We start from the raw sequence: 19,087 nt of genomic DNA on the forward strand, positions 1-19,087 counted from the left end.
TAATGTTTGGTAACTGCGCCTCCAACGCCTTACAAACATCTGCAACGGTAGTTGTACCCTGAAAAACTCTACCATTCATGTCTGGAAGAACTGCATAAGTGCTGGAGTCACCTTTAGTTAAATCAAATCCCCAAAGTAGTTCAACAAGTTCCGGTGCATCATCATGGTCAATTCGACTCCCATCCATCACCAGCCAACCCTCGGGGGCTTCTTTTCTTAAGAAACACTGACATGATCCACGAGGACATAAAATTTGACTTAAGTCATCAAGTCTTTGCTTTAAAACCGATGCTGAGACAATCTTATTACTGGTGCCAGCCTCCAAATCTTCCTTACTCGCCAGGGCGCTAGACTTGATTTTCGCATATCCCACCGCACCATCGGCCAACTTCGGCTCAGTTACCGCACCATCGGCCAACTTCGGCTCAGTTACCGCACCATCGGCCAACTTCGCAGTCGTTATACTTTTGTCATTAAGTTTGGCTGCAGCCTCTTTCAATGCTTCGTTCAATCCTGCAGGAGTCACTGATTTAGAGGCCTCTGTTCCAGTTTTTGTTTCTGCAGCTGTAGCTAATTTGACAACACCGGCCGTATCAGTTGTTGCCGGAGGATTGGCAAAGGTTGTTCCACCACTAACCGTGATATCCGTTTCTCCAGCGTCAGCCACGACAATGTCAATAGCAAGCAAGGCTTGAGAGCCTGCAGCTTTCGAAATAATCGGTGTATCTTGCGAGTAGACAGCAAAAAGAACGTTGTCTGATGTAAAGACACCAAATTCATAAACGTCGTAATCATCTTCACTAACATCAGAAACGGTAATGTGAATGACATTATCGCCAATGGCTCCACCGGCAATAGTATTCAGTGTCTTAAAAGAACTCTGTAACTGTGTCTGATCGGCAGTTGGTGTGTATTTACCGCTGCCAAATTGAACGCTAGACAAAGTAATAGGCAAAGTTCCGCTTTGTTGCGCATTGACGAGTGCAGCCAAACCGGCATTAGTTACCAGCATTTTTGAAGCCATTTTGGACTCCTTAGTTGTAGATTTGATTAAAAGTGACAGGGCGAGCTACTGAAGCAAAGATCAATCCAGCGATTGTTGGTTGTCTTTCACTTCGTATACGGGCAAATACCGCCGGTCGGTTGACACTACCGAGCTGAACTCCCCCTTTTTGAGCGATAGATAAAGTAAACGTGTAATGACTACGGACGGGTTTGGCATCATCAAGTAATGCAAAACAGTCTTCTTGCATCTCAGATGTCAAAGTTCCTTCAATGTCTGAAAGGGCTACTGTGATTTTGAATGTATGGGCTTCTGCTGGTGGAGATTCTTCCCACCACTCTTTGATAACAACTGCAGCACCAAGACTTTCAAGTGCGAGCCTTACAGCTGATAACGTACCCATTCGAGCTTTTTGAGCAATGATCTGCTTTGCAACACTTCTCTTTAAATCAACAGGCCACGTATCGCGCCAAATTGTGAAATTACGTGATGCTGCCAGATGATCAAGCTGTTCACCAGTCAATTGATCAATTCGAGCGTATATGGATGGAAGATCTATTCCACCAGCAATCAGTTTAAGTTGTTTATCAATTGACTTTGCTGCAGCAGAGACCGAAGGATCTTTTGAGATGCTGTCCGGCATCAAGTCAGAAAGTGCCACATCAGCAAGTGTTTTCATGACACCTCCTATTCATCTTTGTATCCCTTGAAATTGACCTTAACCTCGGTACATTGCGCTACTTGATCGGCAGACAATGCCTGGAATGCCGTTGGCGACAATGTTGTACGGTCAATGCGCGATGCACCGGCATCAATTACGCGAGCAATTAATTCATCTTGTGAAATGTCTCTACCAATCTTTGATTGCTGCCACAGCCGATACGATTCAACGGCTTCTTCAACAGCAGCTTGAATGCTTGCGATTCTTACAGAATCCGACTGATTAACCCAGTAATCAACCTGAATTTTGTAATTGACCGCTGTTGGAGCTTGAGTAACAACATGATCGGTTAAAGGTCGGATAGTTTCATCCGATAGATGAGCAAACAGTCCTTCCAAAAAGCTTTCATTCGGTAATTGCCCACCACTCAGCAATGGGTAGACATAAACCTCTCCAGGATCCGGAGAAGCAATTGCTACGTCAATAATCGAAGCGGAATATGATTCAGCATAGTAGATGTAGGATTTTTCAGGCCCTGCTACCGAAAAACTATCCGGTCGCAATCGAATCCGCTCTGCATATGCTGCGTCGTCTTCAATGTCAGCTCCTCCTATACTTGTGACGGTATTTGCGGCAGACTCAAGGTAGGGCTGTGGACTGACAATAGTTGCGATCTGACCGACAACAAAGCCATTTCCTATTGTTCCGCTTTCTGTGCAAGAAGCGGTAACATTACCCGTTCTTTCTCCAACCGGGATGATCAATTCATGATCAGTTTCGAAAGTAATCGAACCTGCGGAAACTTGGAATCCTTTTGGAATTGAGTACGCATTGCCGAGAGCCTGACTCAACGTAAACTGAATCGTTGTGATTGCTTTTGAAGCCGGTAATCTTGTGACCGCAATGGACTGACCTAGTGCATCCAAGTATTCACCTTTTGCATAAGTTAAAAGGTTTTGCTGTGCTGCAAAATTAATCCCCTGGCGCAACTGAATGACTTCGGCTGCGATGCTTAAAAGAAAAAGCCTGACCGGATCGCCTGCCGCCAGAGTTCTTCCGCTGACTTTCTCATATTCTGTAATCAAATCCGATTCGACTTTTTCAGAATCTGCTTCAATAAAGTCGACTGGCGGCATATTCCAACGAGGAATGACTTCTGCCATTTTTATTCTCCGATACTAACAGTAACAATTGGATTCAAAATCCCTTCCATTGCATTTGTAGTGTTCGAAGGAAACTCAATCTTCACTACTTTTGCTCTTGGCTCATATCGCTCTAATGTGTCAATGATTTCAGTTCGCATAAGTGCTTGAGAAACGGGTAAAGGTTTATCAATGTGCTCCCATGTAAGCCCAAAATCTCGATCGAGAGGAACCGAGCCCAATCGTGTCTTTAAGATCGTTCTGACGTTTTGGAGAATTTCTGCAACTTCATTGACCGGAGAAAACGAAACGTTTGGATCTAAAGTTACTTGGTAATTCATTGATTGCACTCCGTTAATGAGATGGTTGCGACAGCAACGCTGCAAACACCCGCACCCGTGTGGAATTTGCGCTCTTCACCGATAGACTCAATGACGTATTTGCCCATGTATTCCGGTCCAATCAGTAACCGTTTAGAGCTTCCTTCTTTCATCATTTCCCGCAATGCCATTAACCCGATATTGGGAGGGAATCCCAATGACGAGTCAAAGCGAATTTGAAACGAAACACGCGAAAGGTTTTCTCCGATAAATTCAAGAACAGGTTTTTTCCCGATAACTTCGTGCACAGCGTATCGAACACTCTGTTCAGTCTGAAGATTGGAAAAAGTCATCACTTTCTCGTGAGAACAGACAAAAGGCAGGGTTCCAATCATCCCCAAAAATCCGGCCATTTCTTACTCCTAAATATTGCTGCCTGAAATGTGTCCGGTTGCAGTAATGTTGCCGGTCACTGACAAATCACCTTCAATATTCATGTTTCCTTTAAATCTCAAATTTTGAGAAGTTAATTCAGCACTTGAACCGTTAAAAGTCATTGTTGTGCCGGAGATGGTTAAAGTGATTGTTGGTGCAGACAATGCAATTTTTGTATTGGATGAAACATCAACACCTTGAGTCCCTGAAACTGAGACACTTTCACTTCCGGAAACATTGATTTTTTTAGAAGCAGCCGAAATCTCATCCGGAGTTTGAGCGTTAATTTTTTCCCTATCTGCGTGAACAGTAGTGCCCTCAATAGCGATATCCAAATGATGTTGAGCACGGTCATAGCTCACACGAGTACCATCTTTGAAAACAACAGTTCTTTTATCTCCATTGTTTTCAGGAGGTCTTACATCACCGGCATAGATACTGCCCAGAACAAAACCATCTTCAACACCTTCTTTGAAGAACACACAAACAACATCTTCTCCGATATCAGGTAACCAATAATCACGGTTTGCGATAGTGTTGCGTTGCATGACTGGAAGCCAATAACTCGTCATCCCGTCTTCATCGTCAAAAGTCACACGAACTTTGGCATTTGCAAAGTCAATCGATGTGACTTCGCCCAGGCGAATAAAAGAACCGGAGTTGTCTCCGGTTCCTTGATTGAAAATTCTCATGATCAGTAATCGTTATTGACGCGTCTTAGTCTCAGATCGGTTGTGTAACCACTGGTTCCGTATGAGTGATTAGCTTCTTCGATAATGAAATTACCGTCAAACGCACCGATCCCCTTACATTCAATGACAGTTCCAGCTGAAAGCAATGGATCCCCGACAACAGTCATAGAACCGGTCATTCTGTGACTGTTCAGAGACCTTAACTTAGCTTTTGCTAAGCGCATGGCCTCACTTTGAGACGTTGCTCTGCGTTTCATGTAGTATTCCTGATCACTATCCGAAGCATTCGGATCCGTGTAGGTGTAACTCATGACGGCAGGATTGGTCTTTTTCGTTGCCGGATCTTTCAGATCCCAAGAAAAACTTGCTGCGGTATCTTTTGTCTTTCTGTTGGTATCGCGCCATTTAATCGTTACAGACTTATAAGATTCGCTTTGAGCGGTCTCAAAGTCATACCGCAAAATGTTCGATTCTCCTAAAACAAAAGTGGCGACAGGATCTTTACTTTCATACGCCTCTTGATCAAAAATCACCATTTGATTATCGGTAACTTTCAAAGACAAGCCGGAGTCTTCACATAAGCGGTTTATGAAACTCAAATCAGCCTCTTTGTTTTGGTCAATCCGATCAAATGTAGGATTTAACGAAGAGTCAAAAACAAGACTCATACCAGCATCAGTACAAATGCCCGAGGCGATACTTTTAAGATCTTTACTTTCCCACGCCCTGGTACGTTTCAAACGGCGGATTGGTTTCGACAAAGGAATTGACACCGCCCGAATTTCAACGATTTTTGGAGCTCCGGAAAAGCGAACCGTGTCCACATAAAAAGATCCACAGTAAAGCTCACATCCAGGGAAAGTGGCGGTGCCGCTTGACAAGTAGGCGCGGATGACTTCACCGCCATCAGGTTTCCAAGTGCTGGCCCACTTTCCGGTTTTATCCTGAAGGGTGAGGGTTATCTCATCAGCTTGTCCAGTCTCTTTATCACTATATGACCAGGACAGAAGATCTTTGGATAGATCCTCTGTCACATCAGTTTTATTTGAGCTAAACAGAAGTCTGAGCCTGGTCACTTTGGGTTCATTGAGATCCATCACGACCTCGCTTCCATGGTGGCAGAGATGATTCAGTATTGATGTTCTCTGCCACTTCCGGAGTTTGAAGTGTTATCCCTGCCGGAAAAATCACGGTTTTTCGATAATCAGAATTTGCTTCAATGAGTTCATTGATCAGCATCTCTGAACCGTAGTGACGTTTAGCGATGATGTCCCACGTATCACCTTGTTGCGTTGTGTACATACAGCCTCCGATTAATACGCAAGCCGTCTTTCATCAGCCAAAAGACGTTCAAGTTCTCGTTTCAGGTCTTCACTACCTGCACGTAACCCTCTGCGAACATCTTCATAGGCATTTCCGGAAGATCCTCCGTCAATATTGATGACCGGAGCAAAGTTGACAGAAACGCTTGTTGAATTGGATGAAGTGGGTTGTCTGAGCATTGAAGACAGACGAGATAACGGCAAAATGGCTTCCGGCTCACTTCCCTCACCCACCATAGCAAGAGAGGCACCTGTTGCGATGCCTCCGTTTGCTAATTGCGGAACTGGAGAAAGATTAGGACCTCCACCGCCAAGCCATTGCGGCAGTTTAATTTTGTTAATCAGTTCAATTAGCTTATTGATCCACCCGATAACTGTGTTGATTGGACCTTTTGCCATATCAGCAATGTACTGCCAAGCAGCTGCCATCTTTTCCTTAACCACATCCCAATTTTTGTAGAGCCAAGCTCCGGCAGCCACTAACGCGGCGACACCTGTGATTGCGAGGCCTACTGGATTGGTAAAGGCAAATTTGAGAGCTATGCCCAATGCCTTAGCGGCCTTTGTGAAGATATTCATAGTGACTGTAGCACCAGCGCAAACCACTTTCCATGAAGTCATCATGACTTGTGCAAGTTTCCCACTCTGAACCAAAAGAACATACATTCTTTGCATCTTCAGACCTGCAGACCACAAACTTATAAAAGGAAAAATAGTCGCCAAAATAGCAATACGCATTGCGTGATAACCGGCAACCAAACCTAAAACTGCTCCTCCGACTTTTGCAGCCATCACAACCGTTTCTTTATTAGCACGAATCCATTCTCCTGCGGCTTTTGCATACTCAACAAAGTCAATCGCACCTTCTTTAATCGTATCAAGGAAAATCTCTCCAATTGCTCCTGAGACAAAAGTCACCGCATTACCCGCCAACTGCAACGCATTCGAAGTCGTCTTCGAGCGGGCAATAAACTCATTGAGCATAGATCCGGCGTAGTTACTTTCAGCTGCCACTAAAGCGAAATTTTTTTGCAATCCCTCAAGGTTTGCCAACATAGGCCCCATAGAACGAGCGCCTTCATCGCCAAACATTGCCGTAAGGTACTCCATTTGCAACTCTTTAGGTACTCTATCTCGGATAGTTTTAAGTACCTCAATGATTGTTGACGGAGCATCTTTTTGAATATCTTTTTGCAATTGTTTAGGATCAAAACCAATTTTTCCAAATGCAGTAGCTGCCAGAGCTGTCATGGAGCTGCCTCGCGTCAAGGCTCGCATCATGGACTGAATGCCTGTTGCAGCAACTTCGGCCTGAACACCAGAGGCCACTAAAGAAGCACCTAATGCCGCGGTTTGACCTTCAGTTAGGCCCGCTACCTTACCTAAAGCACCATACCGCATGAGCACTTCACCAATTTGAGATCCTGTTGCTGCATTAGCATTACTTAATGCATTCACTGCATCAGCCAATGACACCGTTTGAGATTGCGTCAAAGCCATACCGGAGCGCCACTTTGACATCATTTCACCGGCTTTATCCCCAGTCATATCAAAAGCCACACCCATTCGAGCGGCATCCACAGCAAAATCGCGCAATTCGTTTTCAGCAACTCCAGCCTGCGCCGCAGCTGCAGCAATTTGAGCTAATCCCTCACGAGTAATCGGAATTTCAAGACTGATTTGCTCAAGTTGGTTTTTTAACTGTTGCAACCCACCTGGTTCCTTAAAATCAATGACTTTATTGATGTCAGCCATTGCATCTTCCATACGCATGGCTGAATAAATGGGTGCTGACATTGCATTAATAACCTGACCAGCTAATGCTTGTAATGTAACAACAGAGGTAGCAAGAGAAGTGTTTACCCCCATTTTCACTTTATGACTGTTTTCGATTTTTTCATCAAGTTGTTCTAATTTTTGTTGAGCGGTCTTTGCTTTGGTAATGGACTGCGTTAAAGAGTCATACTTCTCAGATAACGTACTAAGACTACTGCCTTGTAAATTCAATTCGGCTGTGAGTTCCTTCATACTTGATACGCTTTGGTCCATACGAAATTTAACTTGACCCAGACTTTTCTCCGTTTTAGCATAAATAGATAACAGCTCTTTGGACGGATTTTTTGTCTTGGAAAGCGCAATTTGCAATTGTTCAAGCGTAGTTTTCTGCTTGAAATATTCTGTTGATAGTTCCTTTGTTTTAGTTCTTAAAGTTATTAATTCATTGACTTTTGAAGCTTGAGTTTGAAATTCGACAATTTTTCTTTGCAATTCTTTAACTTTTTGACTCCCGTTCTCGAATGACGAAGTGAACTGCTTAGAAACCTCGCCTGCCAACTGGAATAAGATTTCATATTTATTCGGCATTTCAAGCACCTAAACGTGTTAACATAGAGTTATGAGAGGTCTAAAATGAAGCACTATAAGTTCAAAGATCCCCGCCGTGGATATGACTACAAAATTAAAAGTGGACCCATGGCGTACAAAAAAGAAAAAAAGAAAGCCATCGAACTACCTTTATATATTCCAACCAAATATGTCGAAACATATTATGGTGGATTGTTTGGCGGATATTATGCGAAGGTCCCCCTCGGCGATCCCCGTCCACTTTGGATGCAAATAATTGAACTTATTGGATACCTACTCGGAACTATTTTTTGTCTGGGATGTGCTGTCTTTGTGTGGTGCCTTTTTTGATCATAGCTACTAACGCTTTTTGTTTTCCTTATTGAGCTCGCAAATTAAGTCAAGCCAATCAATTAGGTCTACAATTGGTTTATCTAACCATTGATCCACATCACCTCCTGCGCCGTTTTTCACCAATGCCAGTGCACACATCATCAATGTTCGTATGACTCGATCAATTTCTGATCGGCCCGTTCTTTGGCCAACTTCATTTCCTTGACTTCTGCTTTCGAGAAGCCCGAGCTTAAGAAAAAATTGATGGCCATCTGCGTAATAGCAATAAAATCCGTAGCTGGAATATAGTCAAAAACTTCTGGACGGACTCTTGCAGCTCGTGCTGCAATGAACGCAGCAAAGTCCGTATCCATCGCAAGAATCGGCGTGATTCGGCCACCGGGAGCATCAAATAACTTTTTGGCTTCCTTGACATCACGACCAGTCAGACGGTCAAAATCGAAAACAAAGTTATCGTAAGTCTTACCTTCGAATGTGACAGACTGCTTTAACGGATAAACAATTTCACTCATAGAAAACCTTAGAAAGGAAAAGGCCGCCGAGGCGGCCTGTTAAATTAACTCAAGCCCAAAGCCTGCTTAACATCGTCCAAAAGATCTTGACCGTTGACTTTGCAGACATAGTTGAACTTATCGACTTCAAGAACTTCTTGACCATCAATGTAGATCTTGATGTACGTCACTTCGAATTCTTCTTCCGAGTCAGTTGAAGCGCCGAGCTCAAAAGTGCCTAACGCCAAACGTTTCGGAGCACACTTAATCGTGCAGCGAACTGGAACGATTGTGTTGGTGTTACTGGCGGGATCGTAGACCTCCATCGCACCCCGAAGATCAATTTGATGGTAGGTGTGGACGAATTTCTTAACGGCGTCCTGTCCAATTGTTCTGTAGTGCAATGTCATTGCCATACTTTGCAATTGGCCCTTGACCGGCAAGTCAGACTCTCCGAGCATTCCGCCACCCTTAACGGTATCGGTCAGGAAGCTCAACTCAGGAAGATCGACAGTGACTGCACCGATTTGAGAGTCATCTTCGTCATAAGCTCTAAAGTCGTTCAGTCTTTCGGGAATTTTATTAACCATTTTCTATTCTCCTTATGCGAACAAAGCTTCAAGAGCAGACGGGTCATACTCAAGATCAAAGATGATTTCGCGGTTCGGACTGGGCGGAGTCAAATGAACTTTGAATTTCGCGATACCATCCATCAAATCGAGCGTCGTATTGTCTTCCTTGCGGAATTCAATGTACCCACCTAAAAGAGAACCACTGGCAACCAAGCCATTAAGCCAAATATTTCCGGAGTCCACAACAGTATCAATTTGACGTCTGTTCAAAGGTGCGTCAACGCGTTGCCAGAACGTTTGAATCAAGGTGTTGGAAACCCAACCGTACATTCTGCGAATCGGGATGATGTTGTCTTTCACGTCAGTGTTGCCGGGATAGCAGGCTGTTTGACTGCCCCAGAACTTCCACCCCCCGGTGAAGTTGATCGCTGTGGTGACACCTTGACTATTGAGATAAGCGCCATCATCAGGACCAATTGTGACCTCCGTGCCGTCTGCAAGAACTGTCGCAGTCATCTGCAAGTTCTTGTTAGAGGGGCTCACGTACGGGATATCTCCGTTATTGGCATCTGTGTCAGCCATCAAGACAGCCGCTTGCGTGGACAAGTGGTAAACCGTCCCGTCCATCGAAATCAAAGGCCAACAGACAATCTGATTCGGATCCACAATATTGTTTGTGTTCTTCCATTCGGCAACATTTGTGTAAGACTTCACCGATTCAGTCGGTACGTCAACTACACACACTGCCTTGAAAAGTGTATTAATGGAAGTACACTTCGCTGCCATAACTGCGGCCACGGAAGCTGAGTCAGAATATCCCGGTGCCAAAAGAATTCCGGGCGTCAAGCGGAAACGCGGGAAGCACTCATGAACGAGTTCAAAACCGCTCTTTTTGCCGCTCGTATCCACGCCACCGATAATTTCATCGTCAGTGACCTTACTGGGATCAAGCTTTTCTGCTGTGAAGGTTAGAGCTTCAGCTGTTGCACACTTAAATCCGTCATCATCACTCAAAGACGTAATGACAAGGTTGCCGTCACTATCAAACGATGCAACGAAATCCGTATCAGCGGTATAAGTAGTGCCGGAGGATTGCGCAAGTGTAATAGTGGACAAGATAATGCCGGTTTCTGCAATCGTTGCGGAGCCTGTCTTAGCATCCAAAGTCACGGTAGTAGTATCTGCCGTCTTTTTGTGCTTTGAAGGATCCAACACATTTACTGCAATGACCGGCTTGACAGAAAAGAGTGAGAACGCTGCTTGAGCGAATTCACTCAAACTGTATTCAAATTTATTCAGGCCGCTTGCCGAGTCAGTCTTGGCCGGAACATATCCGAAAGCTTCAACGAACTCATCGTAGCTATTGCACATAACCGGTTTATTGACATTGTTCGGATCCGTCATATTGACTGGAGCAACCCCTACAATAAAAGAAACGCCGGCAGAAACTTCCACAGGCGTTACTAACGATGTGGGGGTCTCCTGAGTGGTTACCCCATGGTTATAGGCCATTTTTTACTCCTGTTTGTTTTTCAAGGTTTTCAATTGAGTTAAGTGGTAATTGAGGATGTGACCTTTTTTCGAGAGATTTTTTCGAGCTTCTTGAAGTTCCGAGATCGGGACCATCAGGCCTGTGATATTCGGATACTTCTTGATGAGTTCAGAAACCGGGAACGGAAATTTCTCTTTTTCAAACACCGAATATGAATTGAGCCCTCGAATTGAGGGCCCGATGTAAATCACTTTCGGTTGAGTAGTCTCAACCACAGTTTTCTTTTTAGAAGTCATAAATTTCTCCATTGTTAGGCAGTTCAGGTTTTGGACTTCGGATAATCCATTCGGTTTTCATATCGACTTGCCAAAACGGCCAGGCCGGTGAGTCGTATCCTTCCCATTTAATCGGGAATTCAAGCTGATACTTTTTTTCAAGTTGAAGGTCTGGTAATGTGCACAAGGCTTCACGGATTCGGGTCATCACATTCAACGCATATTCGTGTCCGATGGCTTCTTTTGAGTAAGTCCCAATAATGATTGCCACGGTTACAACAGTTGATTCTCTATCCGTCTCCGCACTTTCCGGTCTCACTAAGACAAACGGATAAAGGTCTTCATCGGATACTTTCTCCTTTGTTGTTTTCGGAGGAAGATAACCGTTGATGATCTGAAGTGGTTTCCCTTGCCCATCAATTTCGCAAGGTAAAAGAAAGTCTTTGAGCTTTTTGGCCAAAAAAGACCGAATAGCCTTTGTCAAAAGATTTTCAACCATTTAACCCCTCTTTTTCTTGATGAACTCGTTGATTGCGTAACCTGCTTCATGGTCAATGCGTTCAGCGAAGGTCTCTTGCATGACATTTCTGACATTGCGAGAAATTTCATCATTTGAAGCAATAAGCGGAATCGCAGGGCCGTAAGCCTCTTTGACCGGTAATGATTTTGTCCCAAGGCGTTGCAAGATCTTTCCTTTGAAGACAAAACTACTGCCCAGTCTCTTTGTCCCACCATTTCGCTTAACTTGCACTCTTACAGGTTTTCTTGCGTTACCTGTCGTGTCGGTTTTAGGGCGAGTCTTGTACTGAACAAGAGGGAGCATGGTCCCTTTTCCGATGACAAGCGCTTCTAAACTTCCAACTGAGGCTCTTTCGATGGTGAAATGTCGCCTAATAGTAGAAGCTTTTAGAGTGTACTCATTCCGGATGGTGGCTACTGCTGCAGCCCGACCTGCTGTTGCAGCACGATTCATTGCACGTGAAACGGCTTTTTCGTACCCCTTAGGGATTCCTCTTAAAGCCTGAGCTACACGATTAAGCTGCAGCGTGCTTTGTCCATCGGAGATGATGACTTCAAAAGGTTTACTCATTGCTTATTTGCATCAGCAACAATAACCAAGACTCCCATTTCTTCGTTGACAGATTGAACAATGTGGTTCGATCCGTCAACTTGGATAAGATCTCCTTCTTCAGGAGTCAAAATGTCGCCTGTTCTCACGTAAATCTTTAGTTGATTCACAAAAACGCCTACATACGAATCTTCGCTGTGGGCCTCATTGATGACTTTGTCCAGTATGCAGCGAACCTTATCACCGTTGATTACATGTTCTTCTGCGAATTCCTCAGAATTCAGAAACACATCCTCAACATCACTTTGAACTAAATCTTTAAACCAACTCATAATAAATCAGGGGACCGAAGTCCCCCTGGTTAAGCTTATTGGCCACCACCTGAAGCTTCTTGAACTGCGTCGGTCAAAATATCGCCGAAGTAGCTGAAGCTTTCTTCATGACGAACAGCAACATCAATGGACTGCATGGCTCGAATTTCTACACCGCCACGACTAAAGGCCGTGTCACTGTACGGATTAGCCAAAATTTCCAAAACACCCCATTCGCCGATGAGAATATCGGACCAATTACCAAAGAAGAGTTCAGAACACTTAGCAGAAGCCGTACCCTTAGTAAGGTTAGAACGACATTGATTGCTGCGAGCCATCGGGTAACCGTTGACTTCACCCGGAATACCATTCTTGAAACCACCGGCAATAGCTTTCCAGACGTAATTGCCATTGCTGTCTTTGAGTTTCTTCAAAGCACCGATCGTCTTAGCATTAGCTAAATACGCCATGCTTCGAACATCAGCATTAGCGTCAGCCACTGCCGTTTCCATATCGATCAAGTGATCGAAGGTAATGGCACCGCCATTTGTACCGCCAACAACCTTGTAAATATTGCTTAAGTTTGCAATACCCTTCGGTTGACCGTCTGCACCGGTACCGGACAAAGCTGATAAGTCAACAGCCAAACCTAAAGAGGTCAACAAGTCCATTCGAACAAAATTTTCTGCGGAAATCGAAGACTGAAGCAAAAGATTTCGCGTAATGTAAGAACGGGCTCCGACAGTTTTTGGCGACATGGCCACCAAATCAAACGTACCGTTAGACTTAGTCACTTCGCCGTCTTCCTTGACCCAATAGGTCGTAGAAGCACCATTTTGACGCGGAATTTCGATGTTACCGCGCAAACCGGTCAAAAGCGTGGCACCCAATTGAAGAACCATGGACTTGGCGCGAAGCATTTCAATGAAAGAACCGGATAAGAGATCCGTTTCTACCAAATTGCCGCCATTAGCAGCCGTTCCGACACTATAGTCACGAGAACCTTGAATAAAGGGAATATCCGTCGGCATGAAAAGACCGGTCGTTTCCTTATTCAAACGGCGAGCAATCGTGCGGGAAATTTCACGTTCAAAACCTGCTCGGCTCCAATCACCGGTAATGGATGCGTTAATGGCACGAAGCAAGCTGTAATTTTGTTTTTCCTTCTCGGTCAAACCCAGTTCTTCACTCATGCCACGACCGGAGTCACCGGCAGGATCCATGCGTCGTGTTTTGAGTTGTTCCATCACCATGGCTCGAGCCTCATCAACTGTTTTACCTTCAGAAATCATTTGATTGCGAAGATTTTCATCCACATTGAAACTACGGCACATGCCATCAATTTCATTGATGCGCTGACGTTCTAAGCTGCGAACTTGTTCTTCATCCACAACTTTAACTTCCGGTTGTTTCGGTTCGTCATTCGTCTTAGTGACGGGTTCTTGATTTACACCTTCCGGCATCTTTTTCTCCTTAGGATTCACATTTAAAGATCTATAAACACCGACAGATGGATCCGCCGGTACTGTAACCAGTGACACTTCATGAATTTCCCAATCCGTCACTGTGCGTTCGTTTTCGCCGGACTCCTCGTATTTATAAACACGATAACCGCACGAAACATTGACTAAAACACGATCGCGAACGAGCTGAAGAGCCTTCTCGCCTTCTTCGGTCTTTGCAAAACGAACGGTCACATAGGTGCGATGTTCATCCTGCTCGATCTTGTCGACAATCCCTAACAGTCGATCCCAATCGTGATTAAATAAAAGCGACAGTGATTGCTGCCGCTTACCCAGTCGTAACGCTCCCTTTCGGTGACTCAGTATCTCGTAATAACCTCGAAAGATCTCTACTCGACTATCCGAGACCACCGGAAAGCGAATACTTCTGTTTTCTTCATCAACTTGACCCTCACCTACTGTCAATGACCGAAAGAGAGTCTGATCCGAAGGACCTTCAGCATTCGGAATGAATTCCGGCATAACCCCTCCTATAAAAAAACCGGTCATTGACCGGTATCGTTTAAATTAGTTTCGTCAACCTTAGTTCCTGGTGACGACTGTTTAATGGTTGGATCAAACTGCAACCCCAATGCCGCAGCACCCTCTCTGTCTCGTTTGATGGCTTTATCCACATCCTCCCGATCTTGACCATTGCCGATAGCGGCAATAACGTCTGATCGAGACATAAATCCGTTGGCCACCGCCAAAGCATAGGCTTGAACTTCTTTTTGAGGATCAACCCAAGACCATCCGCGAGGCTTAAATCGAACGGCTTGATATCGTTTTTTGTTGCTGAAGTAGTCCGGAATATCTAAAACACCGGATAACACCGCTGCATCCAACCATCTTCTGTAAATCGGCGTTAAATAGTTTCGAATAAGCCAACCTTGCAGCACCCGCCAAAGATTTCTGTCATCAAGTAGCGCTAATCGACTGGAAGAGTAGTTGCTTTGACTGTAGTCTCGGCTTAAGGACTCATACGAAACCCCAACACCTGCAGCGACCTCTCTAAGCATGTACCGCATGAAAGGATCCAAATTAGAATTAGGTCGACTGGGAGCAAAACCGGTAAAAGTTTCACCACCATACAAGCGGCGAATCTCTCCTGGTTCTGAAGCGATAGTCTGCTCTCGTTTCCGAGGATCCTCCTGCATTTCATCCGGAGTCATGTCTTGTCGTTCAATGAACCCTAAAACATTGGCTGAAGCTCTCGCTGCAACCAACTCGGACTCTGTATACCCTCCCATATCACGCATTCGGCGCAAAACTGAGTGCATCCATGGCGTGCCTCGCGTTTGAGGCCAACGTTCAATCAGGTACAGGTGTTCAATTTCATCAGCCGGAATCCTTCTTAGTCCCGCTCCGGTAACAGATTGACCGACAAAGCTCATATCACCCGGATGAGCCCGACGCATCCAGTAAGCAACCGGTCGATTCCACTCATCCACTTCGACACCGAGACGAACGGTATGGTTTCGGCTTTGATAGATTGAAACCCCTTGATCAAAAATCAGATCCGGTTCAATGATTTCCAATGCAAGTGGGATTTTCCCACCGCCGAAAGCCATCGGTACCTTACGAATGAACGCCTCTCCATCCTGAAAAACCGCACCGATAACCAAACGGAGAAGGTCCGATAAACAAAGCTGACCAGCAGTGTGACAGGTCTCTTTTTCACTCCATTCTTTCCAGGCCTCTTCAATTTGATTATTCAAACGATCGTCTGACACTCCGTCATTGTTAAGGATCTGACATTGAATCCCAATCCCGGTACCAACAACGTTATCCTGAATAATTCGCCTTAAATTGGCTGCGTGCGGATTATCCCGAATCATTTGACGACTTCGGTTTCTCAAGGTGGTCAAACTACTGTAAAGCTCAGAATCTTGAGAAGTACCCGCTGCCATCCAATCACTCGTTAAACGACCTCCTTGCGCAGCAGCGTATTCACGGCGAATGATTGTTTTCTGAGGCGTTGGCTGCTTTCTTTTAGCTTTTGACTTTCTCATACAAACTTCACCACCTTCTTATAAGGATCTACTCCGTATTTATGGCAACGTTCAAAGTAAACTTGCTTTCGCCAGTAATTCACAAGATCAAATAACTCTTGAGCGTTATTAAACGTCAAAGATCGCGTGCCAATCGTATAGCTCTTAACCTTTGAACGCCCGTTTGTGTAATCAGCTAAAGCCTTTTCAGCTTGCTCTAAGCATTTTTCAGCCTCTGTGCGACAATCAAACTCATCGTCATCAAGAGCGGGAAGAACTGTAAATCGGTCAACGATTTCGCATTTCTGGAAGTCAGTTGCCGTTACTCTGAGCATCAAAACGACTATTCCCGGAAGAAGATCCTTTGATGTTTCGGGATCGAGATTAACTGTTAGCTTTGAGCCCTCTCTTTTGCTTTTCAGAGTCTGAACTTTGCTACCACCGGATCTCAAAAGAGCTTCAAATTTTGCGCCGTCAGGTAAGTTCTTTGGAATACTCAAAAACCAACACTTACTGTCACCGGCATAGATTGCTTCTACCATGTATCTTTCCTTCGTCTAAAGGCATCAAAGAAATTGTCTCTTTGTTTAGGTGGATCCTTCGGTTTTTCTTCAACTACCGGTTTAACTTCAACAGGTTCTTTTTCTGGTTCTGTCAACAGGTCAATCTGCAATTGCTTTTCCCGTTCAAGATCCCAACGTTGAGGAGTCCAAAGATTAAGTTTCAGAGACCTCGCTGCATGCAACGCATAAACTTCACAGTCCAAAGCTTCGTTACGAACCCCAGACTTCTTTTGCCAGACTCGCTTTTGTCGATTTGCGGAAGGAACTTTAACTTCACTGGTAATTTGTTCCCAATAATCCGATCGGACTCCTTTGTACCAGTGAACGCGTCCAGGTCCTCGCCCTGTCAGCTTGATGCGTCCGCCGTTGGCCTCTACACCCAAAATCAGATCTTTTGCTCGACTTGTGCCCACAATGAAGGGCCTTAAACCATATTTGTAAGCCTTTTGTTTGCCATCTAAATCAACAGAAATTTTTGGTGTCGTAAAGATTTCCTTTTCTCCGCTGATCTCAGAAGATCCTTTAATGGCCATGTAGCCTCTTACAAGACGTTTACGAACGAAGGTATAAACCGCATCACTTGTTTGACCATCTGAAGAGTCAATAGACGCTGCTCTAATACGAACTGAGGCACCATTTGAAACTTTGAATGTTCGGTTCAATAGCTTATCCAGATCTAACCAAGCTCCCTTCTCCGGAACAATCGTCTGCCCCTGGATCTCACCCCACCAGACCAGCCATGATTCTTCTCCCGGTCCCCATGCCCGGATAATGACGGCCAAACGATCATGCTGAACGTCAACACCCGCAGTTAATACACAGCCAACCTCAGGTACTGTAAACGCTTCGTAATCTTCAGCACGTTCTTTGAGAACATCCGGCTCCGGTAAACCGCTCTTATAGGCATAGGGCAAACCAAGCTGCGAGTTATAAAAACTGCGCATTTTGGTGTCATCACCTTGATCCATCAAGTGTTTAGCCGAAAGATATTTCTCCAGGATATTCCGGAAGCGAGATCCGGGAAACGGGCTGTAAAGCTCATTGATGTAAAAGCCTGCAGTACCGGTAAAGGTAGCTGTTGCTTTCCAAACCCCTTTTCTTACCGCCCTATTCTTTTTGGTGTCATCCCAAACAGATCCGCAATGCGGACAAACGTAAACGGCCGAGTCAAGATTTACATGACCATACACTTCATGGTTTATATTCTTGTCTTCTTGCCAATGAACGTCTTCCCACTTCAGCACAACTTCCTGACCGCAATCCGGGCATGGAACGAAGAATTGTCTTTTATCGGACTCCTTATAGGCTGTTTCGACAGCAGAAAAACCCTCAACAGTGGGTGTCCCACCATAAAGGACCTTTGGTCTTGCAAAGGTTTTCGTTCTCTCAATAAGCAGCGTAATCGTGTCACCCTGCTCTTTGATGTTATCGTTACAGTCATCCGGCTCTTCAACGCAAACTACAGGTGCCGGAGTTGACTTCACGCTTGAAGGCGAATTTGAACCTACAAGTTTTAAAAAACCGCCGGGATAGCCTTTGTAATTCCAGCGGTTGTTTTTATCTCTCCTGGATCCAATCGGGATCTTTTCCCTCAAATGAGGGGAGGCCTCAATCATGGGCACAAGTTTTTCATCATTGAACTCTTTCGCAGCACCTTCTTTTGCAAACATAACAATGATCGGACAAGGATCTATGTCAATTCTTTTGCCAATGTAGTTGAGCAAAACACCGTCAGTCCATGCCACTTGGGCGCTTTTTTGTGCCACCACACGTGTAATTTTTGGATCATCCAGTGCCTGATGAATACCTTTCACCCAAGGTGTCAACGATGCGTTATATCGCCCGGGTAGAGCCGTGGATTTAGCACTCATTCCCCGAAAAGCTTCAGCCCATGCCGTTGTCCCCATTTTCACCGGCGGCTTCATTATTTCCGCCAAGCGCCGGAAGACTTCCTGCACGCCCATTGAGGTATCGAGATAAGTGGTTGAGGACATCGGTTGTGTGTTCATTCAAAATAGACACGTCAACATCGATTCCGTAAAGCGTGTCCAATTCAGTTTTTAGCTTGTCGTCTCGGGAAAGCAGCTCCTGGCGCATTCCCTGAAAAACGATAGAAAGTTCGGTCATCAAAGTTTCAACGTTGACAAGTTCTTTCTTCTTTTCTGCGAGCTGATACTGTTTGAGTTCGCGATCGACTCGCTCGGTCATGACTCGTTCTTTGTTCAAATCGTACTGACCGTCAATGCTTGCATGTCCGGCAGCGACTTCGCGCAAGCGTTTTATATACGCAAGCCGAATTTGATCGAGAGACAAGAGCTGCCACTCGACAATTCCCATTTTGTCTAACGTTTTTGAAACGGCTTGCTGAGTGATTCCAAGATGTTCAGCAATTTGAAGTTGAGTGGGCATGAATCACCTCGAAATACAACCCCCTTAGGATCCTGATATGTAATGGATTTTTGGGGTTCTGCGCACCCGCATCGTTTTTGTCCAGGAAGGACCCGTGCAGGTGCCGGAATAAAAAACGGGGCATTAAGCCCCAAAAACGC

The 19,087-nt window shown here is 44.9% G+C and carries 21 protein-coding genes; 1 reads left to right on the plus strand and 20 read right to left on the minus strand.

The features are described from left to right. The 9 genes from H5985_RS04755 to H5985_RS04795 form a co-directional block, all read right to left on the minus strand. Positions 1–1,024: phage tail-collar fiber domain-containing protein (locus H5985_RS04755; RefSeq protein ID WP_205050167.1), on the minus strand; the 1,024-nt coding region annotated here is incomplete at its 3' end. 10 nt (positions 1,025–1,034) lie between these two features. Further along, positions 1,035–1,682: a phage tail protein I gene (locus tag H5985_RS04760; protein WP_205050168.1), complete on the minus strand. Its 648-nt coding sequence runs from the start codon at positions 1,680–1,682 to the stop codon at positions 1,035–1,037. An 8-nt stretch (positions 1,683–1,690) separates the two neighbouring features. Next, positions 1,691–2,827 carry a baseplate assembly protein gene (locus H5985_RS04765; RefSeq protein ID WP_205050169.1) on the minus strand — a complete coding sequence of 379 codons (1,137 nt, stop codon included), beginning with the start codon at positions 2,825–2,827 and terminating at the stop codon, positions 1,691–1,693. Between the two features lie 2 nt (positions 2,828–2,829). Next, positions 2,830–3,147: a GPW/gp25 family protein gene (locus H5985_RS04770; protein ID WP_205050170.1), complete on the minus strand. Its 318-nt coding sequence runs from the start codon at positions 3,145–3,147 to the stop codon at positions 2,830–2,832. Next, positions 3,144–3,539 carry a phage tail protein gene (locus H5985_RS04775; protein WP_205050171.1) on the minus strand — a complete coding sequence of 132 codons (396 nt, stop codon included), beginning with the start codon at positions 3,537–3,539 and terminating at the stop codon, positions 3,144–3,146. The genes H5985_RS04770 and H5985_RS04775 overlap by 4 nt, the downstream gene beginning before the upstream one ends. Positions 3,540–3,548: 9 nt before the next feature. Further along, positions 3,549–4,253: a phage baseplate assembly protein V gene (locus tag H5985_RS04780; RefSeq protein ID WP_205050172.1), complete on the minus strand. Its 705-nt coding sequence runs from the start codon at positions 4,251–4,253 to the stop codon at positions 3,549–3,551. A gap of 2 nt (positions 4,254–4,255) precedes the next feature. Next, complete coding sequence (locus H5985_RS04785; RefSeq protein ID WP_205050173.1) at positions 4,256–5,350, minus strand: phage late control D family protein; 1,095 nt, start codon at positions 5,348–5,350, stop codon at positions 4,256–4,258. Then, on the minus strand, positions 5,337–5,555 hold the full coding sequence (locus H5985_RS04790) for a tail protein X (RefSeq protein WP_205050174.1): 219 nt from the start codon (positions 5,553–5,555) through the stop codon (positions 5,337–5,339). Before H5985_RS04790 ends, H5985_RS04785 begins: the two co-directional genes overlap by 14 nt. An 11-nt stretch (positions 5,556–5,566) precedes the next feature. After that, positions 5,567–7,939, minus strand: coding sequence for a phage tail tape measure protein (locus H5985_RS04795; protein ID WP_205050175.1), 2,373 nt, complete (start codon positions 7,937–7,939; stop codon positions 5,567–5,569). 45 nt (positions 7,940–7,984) lie between these two features. On the opposite strand from H5985_RS04795, the gene H5985_RS04800 reads away from it, so the two are divergent. Next, complete coding sequence (locus H5985_RS04800; protein ID WP_205050176.1) at positions 7,985–8,269, plus strand: hypothetical protein; 285 nt, start codon at positions 7,985–7,987, stop codon at positions 8,267–8,269. Positions 8,270–8,412: 143 nt separating this feature from the next. Here the strand turns inward: H5985_RS04800 and H5985_RS04805 are convergent, their stop codons facing one another. The 11 genes from H5985_RS04805 to H5985_RS04855 form a co-directional block, all read right to left on the minus strand. Further along, a complete protein-coding gene (locus H5985_RS04805; RefSeq protein WP_205050177.1) occupies positions 8,413–8,784 on the minus strand; it encodes a hypothetical protein in 372 nt (123 codons plus the stop codon). Positions 8,785–8,828: 44 nt separating this feature from the next. Next, positions 8,829–9,353 carry a phage major tail tube protein gene (locus H5985_RS04810; protein ID WP_205050178.1) on the minus strand — a complete coding sequence of 175 codons (525 nt, stop codon included), beginning with the start codon at positions 9,351–9,353 and terminating at the stop codon, positions 8,829–8,831. Positions 9,354–9,365: 12 nt separating this feature from the next. Continuing rightward, positions 9,366–10,847, minus strand: a complete 1,482-nt coding sequence (locus H5985_RS04815) for a phage tail sheath family protein (protein ID WP_205050179.1) — start codon at positions 10,845–10,847, stop codon at positions 9,366–9,368. A 265-nt stretch (positions 10,848–11,112) separates the two neighbouring features. Beyond that, positions 11,113–11,562: a hypothetical protein gene (locus H5985_RS04820; RefSeq protein ID WP_205050180.1), complete on the minus strand. Its 450-nt coding sequence runs from the start codon at positions 11,560–11,562 to the stop codon at positions 11,113–11,115. A gap of 39 nt (positions 11,563–11,601) precedes the next feature. Then, positions 11,602–12,192, minus strand: a complete 591-nt coding sequence (locus H5985_RS04825) for a hypothetical protein (protein WP_205050181.1) — start codon at positions 12,190–12,192, stop codon at positions 11,602–11,604. After that, entirely contained in the window at positions 12,189–12,503 is a 315-nt protein-coding gene (locus tag H5985_RS04830; protein WP_205050182.1) for a hypothetical protein, read from the minus strand. Before H5985_RS04830 ends, H5985_RS04825 begins: the two co-directional genes overlap by 4 nt. Positions 12,504–12,538: 35 nt before the next feature. Then, positions 12,539–14,467: a phage major capsid protein gene (locus H5985_RS04835; RefSeq protein ID WP_205050183.1), complete on the minus strand. Its 1,929-nt coding sequence runs from the start codon at positions 14,465–14,467 to the stop codon at positions 12,539–12,541. Between the two features lie 23 nt (positions 14,468–14,490). Beyond that, positions 14,491–15,996 (minus strand): phage portal protein, encoded by a 1,506-nt coding sequence (locus H5985_RS04840; RefSeq protein WP_205050184.1) that lies wholly within the window; start codon positions 15,994–15,996, stop codon positions 14,491–14,493. Further along, entirely contained in the window at positions 15,993–16,517 is a 525-nt protein-coding gene (locus H5985_RS04845) for a hypothetical protein (protein ID WP_205050185.1), read from the minus strand. The genes H5985_RS04840 and H5985_RS04845 overlap by 4 nt, the downstream gene beginning before the upstream one ends. Further along, entirely contained in the window at positions 16,511–18,502 is a 1,992-nt protein-coding gene (locus H5985_RS04850) for a phage terminase large subunit family protein (RefSeq protein WP_239481614.1), read from the minus strand. The genes H5985_RS04845 and H5985_RS04850 overlap by 7 nt, the downstream gene beginning before the upstream one ends. Continuing rightward, the gene (locus tag H5985_RS04855) at positions 18,423–18,947 is read right to left on the minus strand and encodes a MarR family transcriptional regulator (protein ID WP_205050186.1); all 525 of its coding nucleotides are present in this window, start codon (positions 18,945–18,947) and stop codon (positions 18,423–18,425) included. Before H5985_RS04855 ends, H5985_RS04850 begins: the two co-directional genes overlap by 80 nt. Positions 18,948–19,087 lie beyond the last annotated feature (140 nt).

This window comes from Parasutterella secunda, assembly GCF_016901835.1.
GTDB lineage: Bacteria > Pseudomonadota > Gammaproteobacteria > Burkholderiales > Burkholderiaceae_F > Aphodousia > Aphodousia faecavium.

What these genes read in the sequence shown, in the direction of transcription:
- H5985_RS04795 (WP_205050175.1), bottom strand. Translation starts at nt 7,939, where the DNA reads ATGCCGAATAAATATGAAATCTTATTCCAGTTGGCAGGCGAGGTTTCT.
- H5985_RS04840 (WP_205050184.1), bottom strand. Translation starts at nt 15,996, where the DNA reads ATGAGAAAGTCAAAAGCTAAAAGAAAGCAGCCAACGCCTCAGAAAACA.
- H5985_RS04810 (WP_205050178.1), bottom strand. Translation starts at nt 9,353, where the DNA reads ATGGTTAATAAAATTCCCGAAAGACTGAACGACTTTAGAGCTTATGAC.
- H5985_RS04770 (WP_205050170.1), bottom strand. Translation starts at nt 3,147, where the DNA reads ATGAATTACCAAGTAACTTTAGATCCAAACGTTTCGTTTTCTCCGGTC.
- H5985_RS04775 (WP_205050171.1), bottom strand. Translation starts at nt 3,539, where the DNA reads ATGGCCGGATTTTTGGGGATGATTGGAACCCTGCCTTTTGTCTGTTCT.
- H5985_RS04805 (WP_205050177.1), bottom strand. Translation starts at nt 8,784, where the DNA reads ATGAGTGAAATTGTTTATCCGTTAAAGCAGTCTGTCACATTCGAAGGT.
- H5985_RS04785 (WP_205050173.1), bottom strand. Translation starts at nt 5,350, where the DNA reads ATGGATCTCAATGAACCCAAAGTGACCAGGCTCAGACTTCTGTTTAGC.
- H5985_RS04845 (WP_205050185.1), bottom strand. Translation starts at nt 16,517, where the DNA reads ATGGTAGAAGCAATCTATGCCGGTGACAGTAAGTGTTGGTTTTTGAGT.
- H5985_RS04855 (WP_205050186.1), bottom strand. Translation starts at nt 18,947, where the DNA reads ATGCCCACTCAACTTCAAATTGCTGAACATCTTGGAATCACTCAGCAA.
- H5985_RS04790 (WP_205050174.1), bottom strand. Translation starts at nt 5,555, where the DNA reads ATGTACACAACGCAACAAGGTGATACGTGGGACATCATCGCTAAACGT.
- H5985_RS04825 (WP_205050181.1), bottom strand. Translation starts at nt 12,192, where the DNA reads ATGAGTAAACCTTTTGAAGTCATCATCTCCGATGGACAAAGCACGCTG.
- H5985_RS04850 (WP_239481614.1), bottom strand. Translation starts at nt 18,502, where the DNA reads ATGGGCGTGCAGGAAGTCTTCCGGCGCTTGGCGGAAATAATGAAGCCG.
- H5985_RS04815 (WP_205050179.1), bottom strand. Translation starts at nt 10,847, where the DNA reads ATGGCCTATAACCATGGGGTAACCACTCAGGAGACCCCCACATCGTTA.
- H5985_RS04800 (WP_205050176.1), top strand. Translation starts at nt 7,985, where the DNA reads ATGAAGCACTATAAGTTCAAAGATCCCCGCCGTGGATATGACTACAAA.
- H5985_RS04830 (WP_205050182.1), bottom strand. Translation starts at nt 12,503, where the DNA reads ATGAGTTGGTTTAAAGATTTAGTTCAAAGTGATGTTGAGGATGTGTTT.
- H5985_RS04835 (WP_205050183.1), bottom strand. Translation starts at nt 14,467, where the DNA reads ATGCCGGAATTCATTCCGAATGCTGAAGGTCCTTCGGATCAGACTCTC.
- H5985_RS04780 (WP_205050172.1), bottom strand. Translation starts at nt 4,253, where the DNA reads ATGAGAATTTTCAATCAAGGAACCGGAGACAACTCCGGTTCTTTTATT.
- H5985_RS04765 (WP_205050169.1), bottom strand. Translation starts at nt 2,827, where the DNA reads ATGGCAGAAGTCATTCCTCGTTGGAATATGCCGCCAGTCGACTTTATT.
- H5985_RS04760 (WP_205050168.1), bottom strand. Translation starts at nt 1,682, where the DNA reads ATGAAAACACTTGCTGATGTGGCACTTTCTGACTTGATGCCGGACAGC.